We start from the raw sequence: 14,104 nt of genomic DNA, 5'->3' as shown, positions 1-14,104 counted from the left end.
TGCGGTGAGCGTAGCGATCGCACTTCACCTGCCCACTTAACCAAATTCATACCTAGCAAGCTTTTTGGGCTTTTCTATCCGTCGAACTCACGTTACATTACTACAGGCGATCGCATTGGCTACGAGCAAGGGAAGAAGCAAGGACAACAGGAACAAGCACAAACACTTGTACTACGACTGCTAAAAAAACGGGTAGGAGAGTTACCACAACAGGTTCGAGAACAGATTCAGGGTCTTTCTCTAGAACAATTGGAAGCACTGGGTGAGGCTTTATTAAATTTTAATGCGTTGGCGTAGCCCGTCGTAGACATCGCTGATTTACTCAACTGAGTACAAACTCATTAAATACTTAGTGCTGAGTCCTAAGTATCATAGGTCAAACTTGCCTCTATCTTAACTTTACTTATTGCTCATTACTTATAATTTTAAAGTGGCTCAGGTCGGAGTTGAACCAACGACCCCAGGCTTATGAGTCCCGTGCTCTAACCAACTGAGCTACTGAGCCATATCTTTCTAAATGATTTACTACTTTAGCATATAAATTTGCTCAAAGCTAGCCTTTTTGCAAATTTATCATAACTTTCAATCCCTGTTGAAGCAATAGAAAGCAAAAGAGGGAGTTTACCTCCCTCAACTAACAAGGTAATGGTTTCGTTATAGATAGCCAGGAATTACACCCGTTGCGGTAGGAAGGCTATTGGGTTAACAGCTTCTTTACCTCCTGGATGAATTTCAAAGTGGCTGTGTGGGCCAGTGCTGTGACCAGTAGTACCCATTAAAGCAATTGTTTCTCCTTGATGCACCTGCTGACCAGGTTGTACCAGAATTTTGCTGTTATGAGCATAACGAGTTGTGCTGCCATCAGGATGGCGGATTTCAACGAGGTTGCCGTAGCCACCGTTGTTCCAGCCAGCTTTTTCTATCGTCCCTTCAGCTGAAGCAACAACTGGTGTGCCAGTGGAGTTAGCAATATCAATTCCCTTGTGCGGTCTTCCCCAACGCATACCAAAGCCAGAAGTGAGAGTGCCCTTGGCTGGCCAGGTGTAAGCTATGGTTGAGGAAGAAGATGGAGGAGGCGTTAGTTCGTCAATGGGTCTGGGCAGATATTGATCGACTGCTGCCAAAGGTGGTATTACCTGTGGAGAAACAGTCCTTCCCCGCATCATTCCTAAGGAATCAGAAGCATTTACTCTTACTGAAGGTGTTGCAACCTTTACGGGTGCTGGAGTGCCAGAAGGAGTCCACTTACTAGGAGAACCTAGATTAGGTAAGAACTCAGAGTTTACTGCCTCACTAGGGCGTACAGAAGTGCGGTATTGGGGCTTAATTGGCTGAACGCTATAGTTACTCCGAATCGGTGTAGGAACTGGAATTTGGATTGCTACACTATTCGGTTGAGCCACATTGGGTATAGTGAAATTATTGGGAGTAGCAATAGGAGTGAGGATTGCAGCATGATTAGTTTCGGTAGCTGCTGCTGTCACAACTGAGTTCCCAGACTGTTGAGTGCGATATTTCTGCTGTAACCTCTGAATTTCCGCTTGTAAGCTCCGCAAACGGTCATTATTGTTATTATTGTTGACCCTTGCTATCCTATTTGTTGGTGCTTTAAACTGTTGCATTTCGGCAAAAGTTTGTGGCACTTGATTTTCACCACCGACACCATAAGAACTAGCCATAGGGGCTGTTTCTAAGTCGGTCGCACTATTTGCTTGAATTTGAACAGTTAGCGGTGTAGGGACAGTAATATTACTGTTGTCGACAATAGTTGGTGATTGTGAACTAGGTAGATATGAGTTGGCACTACCAATATTTATAGGGGAATTGGCTACTTTTGGAGTTTTGCTGGACTCTACAAAAGTGGGTCTACTTGCTAGAGTGGGGTTAGTTCTTAGAGTTGCCTCAATTTGAACAGCAGGAATAATTAGTTGTTGACTAATTTTCAGTTCATTGGGATTATTGAGGTTATTTGCTTTGACTAATTCTGATACGGAAGTGTTATATCTGCTGGCGATCGCTGCTAGTGTATCTCCAGGCTTAACTTCGTAGGCTGTTCGAGTCGAGGACGCAATAACTGTTGGTTTAGCTGGTGTTAGTGCAGTCGTCTGTGTCTTCTGTTTTAACTTCGATATCAACTTCGCTTTGCTTGTATCGCCAAAATTGTCCGACTCGGCTAATACAGTTTTTTCAACTACAGTCGTTGGCGCAGTTAACCCCATATTAGCTTGTGATAAATCTTTAGTCTCCCTAGACCGCAATTGTGCCAGACTATTTCTTAAACGGTTCGATTTTTCTTGTAAGCGATTTAGTGCGAACTCTTGTTGTGCCTTAAGTTTTGCATTTATTTCACTATTGGCTGCGGTTGATTTTGCCACTGTTTGTGGCTGGGCAATTAGTGATGCATTTGTACTAACAGCACCATCAGCACTATAGTCAGACAGATTGTTTACTGTTGGGAAACTAGTTTCAGCTAAGGTATTGTTCAATCCCTGTGCCACTTGGGGCTTCAGGTAGGTGGAATTTTTATAACCTGCTATTCCTTGAGAAAATCTTTCTGATGCTGGAACTTGTAAAGACATTCCATTTGCCGCGACTTGCCATTTAGCTTCAAGCCCAGGCACTTGTGAGACTGCCGTTGGTTCCACGATAACAGGATTTTCCGGCACGCTCGCTGATGAGACTGCTTGGGACTCCAGCTTTGTGGAGGCAAATTTCACCTCAGTGTCAGGAACAGCAGGAATTGTTGAGGTTGCCTTTTGGCTACCTACAGGTACTGCTGCTTGGGCTTGATCGCTTTGTCGAGTCACCAAAAGGCTGGTTGCTCCCATAGAGATTGCCAAGCCAATCATGGCGGCTTTTGTCCGCACCCGGCGATTAACTTTTGGATTTGTTACATTTAGCAGTTCTACCGGGGCATCATCGCTGCTGAGGTTATTGTTCAACACAGCTTTCACTCTCTTTTTCAATGCTCGTTTCAAAGACGACCTCCTATGATCACTAGCGCTTAACTGACCTCGATTTTCAGTTGGATACTAGTCAATGATTTAGATCACAACAAATGATAGATCAAGATCACATTCACCAGAGATGCTTACGCAAGATTAACCTGCTTCTCTGATTTAAACAAGTTCACACGTATTAGCAAAACTTAAATTTTGCTGTGTTTACTTGTCCGAACCACTCCTCACACCACTTAGGACGTTTTACTTTTTACCATTGTCCGCTATTGTCTTGCGTCAATCGCGGGGACTGGACAAACTTTTTGCCAAGTCTATAGTCGCTGCCGAGAATTAAATTGCTGCGACTTCAGGAAAAGTGATGCCCCCCACTGTAGATATCTTCAAGATATTTCTACCCAATCAGTCTTCTTAACACGAGACTTTACGTTGATTATTCCCTAAAAAACAACCGTATGATCTATCGGCTACTTTGGAGCTGCTTTCTAGCGTCGCTCAAACTAAAATTGCTCAAATGCTTAATATTGAATGGATTTAGCCCTTTTTACCCCCAATTTAGGATGTTTCAGATTCATCAAAATCTATCATTCAAATTTGGCAATATCCCAAGTTTTATATACAAATTTCTTATAATAAGCGGACTATCTTTGTAAGTATCTTCCACTACAATTTCGTCAAAACATCAATTTTAGGTATCTTGTTTTACATATTATTGCAGTAATTAAGAAAATTTTACTGCCAAAAATCCTTTATCTAAATAGATATATATAAGTTTTTTAAGTATATTTACTTATATATGTAAAAGTAAATAACTATTATAAATAGCCTAATTGACGACGGGTTTCAAATAAGCTAATTGCTACACTCACTGAAAGATTCAAGCTGCGAACCCCTGGTTGGCTCATGGGAATATACAGAGTAGCATCGCAATCTGACAAAATTGCTGGTGGTAAGCCCGTAGTTTCACTACCAAACAACAACCAATCATCTGGTTGAAACTGAAAGCTGACGTAATTACAATTGCCACCGACAGAAAAACCCAACCATCTGCCTCCACGCTGCTGATGCACGGTTTTAAAAGCTTCTAGCGATTCGTGATAGTGCAGTTTGACGTAAGGCCAGTAATCTAATCCGGCTCTTTTGAGGTAGCGATCGCTAATTTCAAATCCCAAAGGCCCTACCAAATGCAACTCTGTACCCGTAGCAGCACAAGTACGGGCAATATTACCTGTATTAGGAGGAATTTGTGGGTTAACTAAAACTACCTGGGGCATTGACCGTATAATCTACGTATTGTATAAAAAATTTCTTGTCTATGTTAAATCTACCAAAGGGTAGAGGCGATTCATAGGTTTTGTTAATAATAATCAAGTATCTTTCATTAATTAGATTTTTAAAACAAAGTCCAAACACTCCCAGAGTAATACTGAGAGGACATTTGGTTAAAATTCAGTCAATATTAAGTTTTATGTAGAAATAGAAAGGGCTTATGTCTTGTAGGGTTAGTACCACAAGGCAGAAGTCAGCCTCTTCCCTACATAACGCTGCACGAACCAGAAAGTCAAAAGCTAACACTGAGCAACTTACCTTGAGTCTGTCCTGAGCGTAGTCGTTCGCGCTAGCGTCTCTGAAAGAGAAGGGCGTAGTCGAAGGGCGTAGCCAAAAGGCGTCGAAATGTCAAAAGTTACGCATAATTGTATTTCAAGCTCTTGCGCCATTTGAAATGGTATGTTTGTTTTTGCGCCTGCTGTACTAGTAGTCTATCGCATTAATTTTGAGGAGTAAAAAAGTTTGTAGTAAAAACTTTAGTGCTAGATTTTTAATTACTTCAGTGTTTACCACGAACTCATCAAAGTAAATGAGACAGACCACAAGTACTGCAAGACAAAAGTCAAAAGTATTATGAAATGCGCTTTTTAGGAATTTTAAATGGTTGCTGTATTTCCGCCGTAGCGTACTAGGTCCTGCCAAACACACTGCCAATGGCACGCGCCATATTTTGCGGTTGCATTGCATCCATTGCGGCGGTGGGTTCGTAGCCGCAGTGAACCATGCAATCAGCACACTTGGGATTACCACTCTTCTGACCGTATTGACTCCAGTCTGTTTGTGCTATTAATTCCTTAAAGGTAGAGTAATAACCTTCGTTCAGCAGATAGCAAGGTTTTTGCCAGCCGAGAACGCTATAACTAGGGCTACCCCAAGGTGTGCATTCGTAATCCTTTTCACCAGTGAGAAAATCTAAGAACAGTGGATTGTGATTGAAGTTCCAGTTTTTTTCACCAGCTTTGTATGGAGCCAGAATTTGCCGGAAGAGGGCGCGTGTTTGTTCTCGGTGGAGAAAATGATCTTGATCTGGTGCCCACTCGTAACTATAGCCGGGAGAAATCATCATTCCGTCAGTATTAAGTGTGTCTAGAAAGTCGAAGAACTCTTGCATGTCTTTGGGTTGAGTACCTTCAAAAATAGTAGTGTTAGTGGTGACACGAAAGCCTTTAGCTTTAGCAGCGCGAATGGCTTTAACAGCAATCTCAAAAACACCTTTGCGATCAACGCACTGATCGTGCAACTCTCGCATCCCATCTAAATGCACACTAAAAGTCAGGTAAGGAGAAGGTTGAAACTTATCCAAGCTCTTTTCTAACAACAAGCCATTGGTACACAAATAAATATATTTTTTGCGCTCAATTAATCCTTGAACAATCTCATCAATCTGGGGATGGAGAAGCGGTTCTCCGCCAGGAATTGAGACAACCGGTGCGCCACACTCTTCCACTGCGGCAAAGCACTGTTCTGGGGTGAGATTTTGCTTTAAAATTTCCTTTGGATGTTGAATTTTACCACAACCATTACAGGCTAGATTACACCGAAAAAGAGGTTCCAACATCAATACTAAAGGGAAGCGTTTACGTCCTTTCAAACGCTGGGTAACAAGATACTTCCCAATATCTATAGCCTGTTGTAAATTAACTGCCATTCTATTACTCCTCTGTTGATCAAAACACCACGTTCTCAACCCTAAGATTTATCTGTGGGGTCTTTAATTTTGAATTTTGAATACTTCGACAAGCTCAGTACAAGTTTTGAATTTTGAATTTTAAATTTCATAGAGGGGTTGACATACCCCTGAGCAACAAACCAATCCACGGCCTCCTCGAGTGCCACCTTTAAAGGAGATTGAGGTAGACCCAACTCTTGTACAGCTTTGGCGGCATCATAATACATAGGTTGTTTCGCCATCCGAACGCCATCCAATGGCACTGAGGGCGATTTCCCTAAGGGTGCGAGAATCTTTTCATCAACCCAGGCAGCACTAAGGGGCAACCAAGGGGGTACTGTTCGTTGAGGTGCTATTATACCTGTGATATCGGCGAGTTGTTCAAGTAGTTCCTTAAGGCTTAGGTTTTGATGACCTAAGATATAGCGATCGCCTGATTTACCCCGTTGCAAAGCCAGCAAATGCCCCCATGCCACATCCCGCACATCGATAAAATTCAAACCAGTATCTAAATAAAACGGCATTTGCCCTCGTAAAAACCGCAGTATTATATCACCTGTCGGGGTAGGTTTGACATCCAGCGAGCCAATCGGGCTGCTGGGATTGACTATGACTACCTCTTGACCTTTAGCAACGGCTTGCATGGCTTCTTGTTCAGCGAGAAACTTAGACTTTTTGTAGTTACCCACCAACTTTTCTAAGGGACTCTGATGTGTTTCATCGACGACTTGACCAGATGCTCCCACCCCAATTGCTGCTACTGAACTAGTATAAACGGTGCGCTCAATGCCAGCTTTGCAAGCAGCTGCCAATACATTGCGCGTACCCAGGACATTGTTATACTGGAGTAACTCTCGGTCTGTTTGCCACAGAGAATAATGAGCCGCCACATGAAATAGATATTGACAACCTCTCATCTGTTGCCAGAGATTTGGATCGTTCAAATCGCCTTTGACAATTTCCACCTCTAAACCACATAAATTATCCAAATTGCTGCTTGAGCGTACCAGAGCTTTGACATCATATCCCTGTTGCAATAACAACCGTACTAAGTGGGCACCAATAAAGCCCGTACCCCCGGTGACAAAAACTTGCATCAACTTTTCTCCCTGGTCTGAAATCGGGGAAACCAATCATCCAAAATAGCGTAGACTACTGGTACAACAATCAAACTGAGGATAGTTGAAGTCACTAATCCACCTGCGATCGCTACAGCCATAGGCGATCGCAATTCTGAACCAGCACCAAAACCTAATGCGATCGGTAGCATCCCTAAAATAGTGGAGGCAGTGGTCATCATAATTGGTCTGAGGCGCACTAATCCTGTGTTGAGGATTGCCTCGGTGCGGTTTAAGCCAGCATTGCGTAACTGATTGATGTAATCTACCAGCAAGATGGCATTTTTATTGGCCAGCCCCAGCAAAAAGACGAAGCCGATCAGTGAAATCATGCCAAAGTCGCTTTTGGTGATTAGTAATGCCAACATTGCCCCCACAAGTGCTAAAGGTAAAGAGACACCAATTACCAAAGGGTCTACCCAGCTTTTGAACAGCAAAATTAGTACTATGACAATACAAAGAGCAGATAGAGCTAAAGTACTGCCAAAACTGCTAAAAACCTTGCCTTGGCTAGCAGAGTCTCCTCCTAAATTTAAGGAAACATTAGGGGGTAATACCGCCTCAGCTTCAGCTACCACTTTGTCAGTAGCATCACCCAAGGATAAATCCTTGCCAAGATTAGCACTGACGTATGCCACCCGTTGATTATTCAAATGCTCGATTTGAAAAACTGTACCCTCTGGATTTGTTTCACCTGTAACTGTGACATCAGCGAATCCGGGTAGTCTCTGAATTCTTTCTTTAATTGCTTTGACTGCTTTACTCAAGGCTTGGAGATCGTTACCGCTTAAAGCTACTTGGAGAGGTTTTTGACCGCCAGAATCGACAAATTGAATATCTTCGACACTAGTAGTTACTCCAGAAAGAGTAGGTAATGAGGAGCGGAATTGGTCTTGTAGTTCGGCAGTGCTAATTGTGCGATCTTTTTTAAGCTTTACATATAGTATCCCTTTATTCGGCTCACCCTCACGAGAACCAACAGTGGTAAATACGGTTTCAACTGCGGGTGATTTTCTTACAACCTCTTCTAGTTTCTTTGCAATCTCAAGAGAATCGGTCAAGGGATTGGGAATTGGGGACTTGTACTGAGCAACTTGCCTTGAGCGAAGTCGAAAGGAGCCGAAGTATTGGGGATTGGGAATATCGCTGCCTTGTCCTCCTTGTCTTCCTCTACCCAAATCGGGGATACTCGGCAAAGGAGCCGTATAAGCAATATTAAATTCGCCGCGATCTAGTTTAGGAATAAAGCCTTTGGGAATTAGTGGAATCAGTGCTATACCTGCGATGAAGCTCAGTACAGCTAACCCAATAACTATCTTGCGGTGATTCAAAGACCAACTCAGCAAATTTCTGTAAAATTGGGTAAACGCTACCCAGATTTTTGCTTCTCGACGAGGAGAGAGCGAGGATTTAGGTTTCAGCCAGTAGATAGCCAAGACTGGAGATAAAGTCCGAGCAACTAGCATAGAAGCAAGCATCGCGGCTGAAACTGTGATCCCAAAGGGCTTAAAGAACTGACCGATTACCCCACCCATCAAACCTATAGGTAGAAAAACTGCTACTGCTGTCAAGGTGGCGGCGGTGACTGTCAACCCAATTTCGTTTGTAGCTAAAAGCGCTGCTTGACGAGGAGTTTCTCCATCTTCTACGTGTCGCATGATGTTTTCCACATCAACGATCGCATCATCAACAATACTACCAATCACCAAAGCTAAAGCCAGCAGGGTAATTGTTTCTAAGTTAAAGCCGAAAATCGCCATAACGATAAACGTCGCCAACAAAGACGTAGGAATCGCTAAGGCAGAGATTAGGGTAGCTCGCCAATTCCATAAAAAAGGAAAAATTACTATGATGGACAACAAGACTGCTTCCATCAGCGCATCTATTGTTGACTGTGTGGCTCGACGGATATATTCTGCTTGAGTAGCAGCTAAAGTGAGTTTGACATCCTTCAGACTAGACCGCAGCCTTTGGACTTCTTTTTCAACTCGACTTACTACTTCTAAGGTGTTAGCATTACCACGTTTGATTACCTGAAATGCGAGTGCATCTTGCCCGTTAAACCGGACTAATGTTGCCCCTGCTTGGGGGATAGCTGCACTTGTATTCAATGGATTTATGGGAGGAGTTGCAGTAGCACCACCTAACAGTGAGACTTTCAGGACACCTGGCAGTTTAGCGATCGCACTGACAATCTCGTCTTTGGTCAACTTTGTCAAATCTGTGAGATTCCGTGTGGTACTCTCAATGGCATAACTAATGGCAGCTGACTCATTTAAATTTAGAGGAATAATTTTAGAAGTTGCTCCTTGAGGTAGAGTCAACTGTTTGAGCGCAGTTTCAACTTCTTTGGTCGACGTTTCTAAATTCGTCCCAACGGCAAAAGAAAGGCTAACGGCTGTTTGCCTAGGATAAGTGGATGAGCGAATATTCTCTAATCCTTCTAGGGAGCGGAGGCGTTCTTCTAAGGGTCGGGTGAGTTTCGCCTCCGTATCCAGGGCAGTTGTCAGGGGGGCTGTAGCATTCACAACCACCACTGGAAAGGTAATATCTGGAAACAAGGCATATTTGAGGGAACTGAAAGCCAGAACACCAGCTACCGTTACGGCAATCCAAAAACTTACCGTCAACCACGAAAATTGAATCGCCAATTTGGAAATATTGAAGAGTTCTCGTGCAGATTTTGAGCGATCAAGCTTTACCATCTTGGAAAATTATCGTGTGGGTGACACAATTATTTAGTCATGCTACAGCAATCACTTTCGGTTTGCGAGTTTTGCTCATTACAAAACAGCAATATTACTTATTGTCACTCAGATGTGGCAAAATTTTTAATCCAAAATGGAACTTGAGACATGAAACTTGGTTCTGTTGAGCATAAGGAATTATTCTGTTGTAGCTTTACACAAACTTGAAACTGTCGAGAGGGCTAGTGCCTAATTTTTTCCCCATCAACACAATTTTGGTGCCTCAAGGAGCAGAATATAAAGCTGTCTGTCGCGGATTAAGCGATGTTACTGATTCCATCCCAACGTTAGTAGCTATACCTGTTGGGATGAAACCTTTACTTAAATACCTACAACAAGGACAATTTTTAGCTCCAAAATCCAGAGTGCTGATTATGGGTATCTGTGGTAGCTTGAGCTATCGCTATACAGTTGGTGATATTGTCCTGTATCAAGATTGTGTTTATCAGGAAAAGTCGCAAGAATGTGATCGCTCTTTCACAGCACAATTGCATTCTGCCCTATCAAAAAAAGCCTCATTAGTCAAATCATTAACGAGCGATCGTGTAATTTGGTCTGCTGCTGAAAAACGCCATTTAGGTGAGACTTTGGCAGCTGATGTTGTTGATATGGAAGGATTTACCGCTTTAGAGTTTTTCAATGCAGCTGGAGTTGCGGTGGCAATACTGCGAGTAGTTAGCGACGATTGTCAACATAATATCCCCGATCTCACACCAGCAATTAACTCTAATGGCTCTCTAAACCCTTTTCCTTTAGCGATGGGAATGCTTCGACAACCCCTTGCTGCAACTCGGCTGATTCGAGGTTCATTAACAGCATTAAAAGTGTTAGAGCAAGTGACAAATCAGCTCTTTTCTAGCAATAAACTGGAATAAGTATTAGGCGACTAGTACCGCAAGGCGGAAGTCAGCCCCAACTCTTGGAAATAAATTCGCGTTCGGAGAAGTTACGCATTCACCCATTCACGCATAATTGTATTCCAAGCTCTTACACCATTTGAAATAGTATGTTTATTTCCGCCGCGCTGTACTATAAGTCGCTACTATACAAACAAAGTCCGCCTCCGTGGACTAATAAAAAATTAGAGGTTTGCTAACCTGCAAAGGCAGATTTTGTCTCGTGTAGTCAAGCTAGTGCGACTTCTAGTAACTAGGGCTACTGATTTTGGGAATGGAAGGGACAACCTCCCGCCGTTAATTTCTGAAGAAAGACATTATTATCAAAATAATGCTCTAAAGACTCAATCTTCAATTCATCACTTACACGAGCAATACTAACTCCTACGATTTCTACTGTTTCTCCTGTAGGTGCATAGTCTTTATAAGAACCATTAAATGTTCCCCAATGTCGCCACTTAAAAGTAACATTAGGTGGCCCCGAAAGGACTTCTGTTAATTCCCAAAGAAAGCCATTACGAAAAGCATTATGAAAAACCTGAAATGAAGATTCAAAGGTTTCTGTTTCAGAGCTATACTGCTCACTTTCACCCAGGAATAGATTATAAGTACCTTCGACTGCTACATCCTGAGCAGTGTATTGTTGTCCTCCATTGGTACTCATCTTAAACTTATCAGTAACAATCGAAAGCCACTGTTGAGGATTAGATTTATTAGAAGCTTCCATCTCAAAATTTCGGACTAAGTTTTGTGCGATCGCTTCTAAAGAACCTTCTGGATGCTGAAATTTACTCTCTTGATGAAGAAATTCATTGGTGTAAGAATAATCCGGGCGTTTTCCTTCTCGCCACTGTACTTCTTCATCATGAGCTATGACTATATCTCTATCTTGTAACCAGAGCGGCAATTCTGTAGTTTTTTCGCTACTCATACAAGTTGACTGGCTATAAACATCATTTTTCAGAATAAAATTTTATGGATATTAAGTAAATCAAAAAATTTAAAAAAGTAAAAAATATTTATAATTAACTTAATCAACTTGACTTTTTGCACAAATCCGAATAGTACCAATTATCTGAGAGGCTGAATAAAATCAGGCTTGGTGAGACAATAAGCTTAACTAGTGTCCAGATCCCCGACTTCGTAAAAGTTGTCGGAGATATAAATTTCCACAAGCTTTGATATGACATGAAGACAAGCTAATAAATACTGACAGTGTAATCATAAATACAAAGATTTTTTGATTATGCAATTGTTTGTGGAATAAGTTTTACATAAACTTTATCGTTATACATATCAAGTAGAAAACGATATTGGGAAGGATAATATGTGACCTGATCAGGGTTGGGTTCCACGAGAGCTAATTCTACTGGATTGTTTGCGAGGATAGCTCGGAACTAATTTGCTCTCCTATCGAACATTATTTATGAAGCTCAATCACAAGCTCTACTTGTACTCGTTCCTAGCTCGTTTCGCATGGTTCAAGAAAAGTTACACCGCTAAAATCATGTTGGTGGCATTTTTGGGAACTCATGTACCACTTTTGACCTTACTTTTGAGTTTTGTCATTTCAAACTCTTATTCCTTGGAAATGGCGGCGCGAGTTATGATCATTGCTCTGTTGGCGACGTTAGCGGGTACAGCTGCCACCCTGTATGCGCTAAACCATCTCCTCAAACCGATTATTTTGACATCTGCTACATTGCAAAATTATCTAAACACCAAAACTCTACCTGAATTGCCTATAGAATTTGCAGATGAAGCGGGTACATTGATGGCAGATACCTCACAAACTCTTCACAAATTAGATGAGTTAATTCAGTACATCACTAATTATGATGACCTGACTGGATTGCCTAATCGTGATTTATTTTGCGATCGCCTCTGTAAAATTCTATCCAAACCTGAAAATAACCAGCGTCTTGTAGCTGTCTTTTTGCTAAGTATTGATGATTTCACTGGTATAAGTCATGGATTAGAGCATGAGGCAACAAATTTGTTGTTAAGAGCAGTTGCTCAGAGGTTGTCAACCTGCATGGCACAAACAGATATTCTTGCCCATTTAAGTGGAGATGAATTTGCCCTTGCCCGAACAGAGATTCATTCTTTTGAAAGTGTGATTAAGTTATCTCAGGTGCTGTTGAGTACCCTGAGTAAACCCTTTTGTGTTGAGAATAACTCGATTTGTATCACCGTCAGCATTGGGATCACAATTAACGGAAACGATCGTAATAGCGTAGATCAACTTTTACAACAGGCTCATATAGCCCTTTACCAAGCAAAGCAGCAAGGGCGTAGCCAACACCAATTTTATTCACTGGAAATTGATGCTCAGTTGCAAGAGCGGCTGACATTAGAAAATGAATTACATGGGGCGCTTAAACGTAATGAAATGCTGGTTTATTATCAGCCTCTAATTGATTTACATAGCGGACAAGTTACAGCTGTGGAAGCGTTGATTCGCTGGCGGCATCCTACTTTAGGTATGATTTCTCCAGCAAAGTTTATTCCGATTGCAGAAGCCAATGGTGCGATCGTACCAATTGGCGAATGGGTCTTACGAACTGCTTGCGCCCAAAATCGTGCTTGGCAGCTTGCTGGATTTACCCCAATTCGGATGTCTGTAAATCTATCAGCTCGACAGTTTGAACAACCGTATCTAGTTGAAGTCATCAACCAAATTCTTGAGGAAACTGAACTCCAAGCATCTGATCTGGAACTGGAAGTAACAGAAAGCTTTTTGATGGGTAACATTGAGCGATCAATTAAAACCTTGAAACAATTAGGAGAACTGGGTATATGGTTGGCTCTAGACGACTTCGGCACCGGTTATTCCTCCCTGAGCTACTTAAAGCGCTTTTCTGTGAATATACTGAAGATCGATCAGTCATTTGTGCAAGATGTCATGTCCAATCCTGATAGCGCTACCGTCACTAATGCCATTATTGCCCTGGCAAAAAGCCTCCGGTTGAGTATCACCGCAGAGGGCGTGGAAACCCAAGAACAGCTTGACTACCTGAAAATGCAGGGATGTGACGAAGGTCAGGGTTATTACTTCAGTCGTCCTGTCCCTGCTGATATAATTGCCCCGATGTTGCAGAAAAGTTCTCAGCAGATAGAGACAATTGCAGTATAGCTGGATGTCTAAGCCAGAGAGTCAACCCCTTCTCTTCTCTTCTTAGGCTGTGCCCTAAGCGTAGCTATGCCGCAGGCTTTACGAGATGCACTCGCGTTCGGGGAAGTCAAAACTTAACACTGAGCGGACTTGTGCCGACTTGTGCCGAGCGACTTGTACTGAGCGTAGTCGAAGTAAGCCGAGGTAGCGACTTGTACTGAGCTTGTCCTCTTGGTAGTCGTTCGCGCTAGCGTCTCTGAAAGAGAAGGGCGT

The 14,104-nt window shown here is 42.4% G+C and carries 9 protein-coding genes and 1 tRNA gene; 3 read left to right on the top strand and 7 right to left on the bottom strand.

All coding sequences use genetic code 11. The features are described 5' to 3' along the window. On the top strand, window positions 1–297 hold a 297-nt coding region (locus V7L20_RS19910), incomplete at its 5' end, for a DUF4351 domain-containing protein (protein ID WP_334745745.1). Between the two features lie 134 nt (window positions 298–431). Here the strand turns inward: V7L20_RS19910 and V7L20_RS19905 are convergent. From V7L20_RS19905 to V7L20_RS19880, 6 genes are all read right to left on the bottom strand, one after another. After that, window positions 432–505: transfer RNA gene (locus tag V7L20_RS19905), tRNA-Met, on the bottom strand. A gap of 166 nt (window positions 506–671) precedes the next feature. Further along, window positions 672–2,978: a peptidoglycan DD-metalloendopeptidase family protein gene (locus V7L20_RS19900; protein ID WP_334745744.1), complete on the bottom strand. Its 2,307-nt coding sequence runs from the start codon at window positions 2,976–2,978 to the stop codon at window positions 672–674. 794 nt (window positions 2,979–3,772) lie between these two features. Continuing rightward, on the bottom strand, window positions 3,773–4,231 hold the full coding sequence (locus V7L20_RS19895) for a tRNA (cytidine(34)-2'-O)-methyltransferase (RefSeq protein WP_334745743.1): 459 nt from the start codon (window positions 4,229–4,231) through the stop codon (window positions 3,773–3,775). Between the two features lie 683 nt (window positions 4,232–4,914). Next, complete coding sequence (gene hpnH / locus V7L20_RS19890; protein ID WP_334745742.1) at window positions 4,915–5,934, bottom strand: adenosyl-hopene transferase HpnH; 1,020 nt, start codon at window positions 5,932–5,934, stop codon at window positions 4,915–4,917. Window positions 5,935–5,975: 41 nt separating this feature from the next. Continuing rightward, a complete protein-coding gene (gene hpnA, locus V7L20_RS19885) occupies window positions 5,976–7,052 on the bottom strand; it encodes a hopanoid-associated sugar epimerase (RefSeq protein ID WP_334745741.1) in 1,077 nt (358 codons plus the stop codon). Continuing rightward, a complete protein-coding gene (locus tag V7L20_RS19880) occupies window positions 7,052–9,778 on the bottom strand; it encodes an efflux RND transporter permease subunit (protein ID WP_334745740.1) in 2,727 nt (908 codons plus the stop codon). The genes hpnA and V7L20_RS19880 overlap by 1 nt, the downstream gene beginning before the upstream one ends. A gap of 227 nt (window positions 9,779–10,005) precedes the next feature. Here V7L20_RS19880 and V7L20_RS19875 point away from each other — a divergent pair, with 227 nt between their 5' ends. Then, on the top strand, window positions 10,006–10,695 hold the full coding sequence (locus tag V7L20_RS19875; RefSeq protein ID WP_334745739.1) for a 5'-methylthioadenosine/S-adenosylhomocysteine nucleosidase family protein: 690 nt from the start codon (window positions 10,006–10,008) through the stop codon (window positions 10,693–10,695). Between the two features lie 280 nt (window positions 10,696–10,975). Here the strand turns inward: V7L20_RS19875 and V7L20_RS19870 are convergent, their stop codons facing one another. Next, window positions 10,976–11,647 (bottom strand): SnoaL-like polyketide cyclase, encoded by a 672-nt coding sequence (locus tag V7L20_RS19870; RefSeq protein WP_334745738.1) that lies wholly within the window; start codon window positions 11,645–11,647, stop codon window positions 10,976–10,978. A 495-nt stretch (window positions 11,648–12,142) separates the two neighbouring features. Between V7L20_RS19870 and V7L20_RS19865 the strand changes: the two genes are divergently transcribed. Continuing rightward, window positions 12,143–13,852: a putative bifunctional diguanylate cyclase/phosphodiesterase gene (locus V7L20_RS19865; RefSeq protein WP_334745737.1), complete on the top strand. Its 1,710-nt coding sequence runs from the start codon at window positions 12,143–12,145 to the stop codon at window positions 13,850–13,852. Window positions 13,853–14,104: the final 252 nt, after the last annotated feature.

Origin of the sequence: Nostoc sp., assembly GCF_036916735.1 — a bacterium.
GTDB lineage: Bacteria > Cyanobacteriota > Cyanobacteriia > Cyanobacteriales > Nostocaceae > Nostoc.
This window is presented reverse-complemented; position numbering and strand designations above follow the sequence as displayed.

Bases quoted from the DNA above. Each gene is read 5' to 3' on its own strand.
- V7L20_RS19880 (WP_334745740.1), bottom strand. From the start codon at position 9,778: ATGGTAAAGCTTGATCGCTCAAAATCTGCACGAGAACTCTTCAATATT.
- V7L20_RS19895 (WP_334745743.1), bottom strand. From the start codon at position 4,231: ATGCCCCAGGTAGTTTTAGTTAACCCACAAATTCCTCCTAATACAGGT.
- V7L20_RS19870 (WP_334745738.1), bottom strand. From the start codon at position 11,647: ATGAGTAGCGAAAAAACTACAGAATTGCCGCTCTGGTTACAAGATAGA.
- V7L20_RS19865 (WP_334745737.1), top strand. From the start codon at position 12,143: ATGAAGCTCAATCACAAGCTCTACTTGTACTCGTTCCTAGCTCGTTTC.
- hpnA (WP_334745741.1), bottom strand. From the start codon at position 7,052: ATGCAAGTTTTTGTCACCGGGGGTACGGGCTTTATTGGTGCCCACTTA.
- hpnH (WP_334745742.1), bottom strand. From the start codon at position 5,934: ATGGCAGTTAATTTACAACAGGCTATAGATATTGGGAAGTATCTTGTT.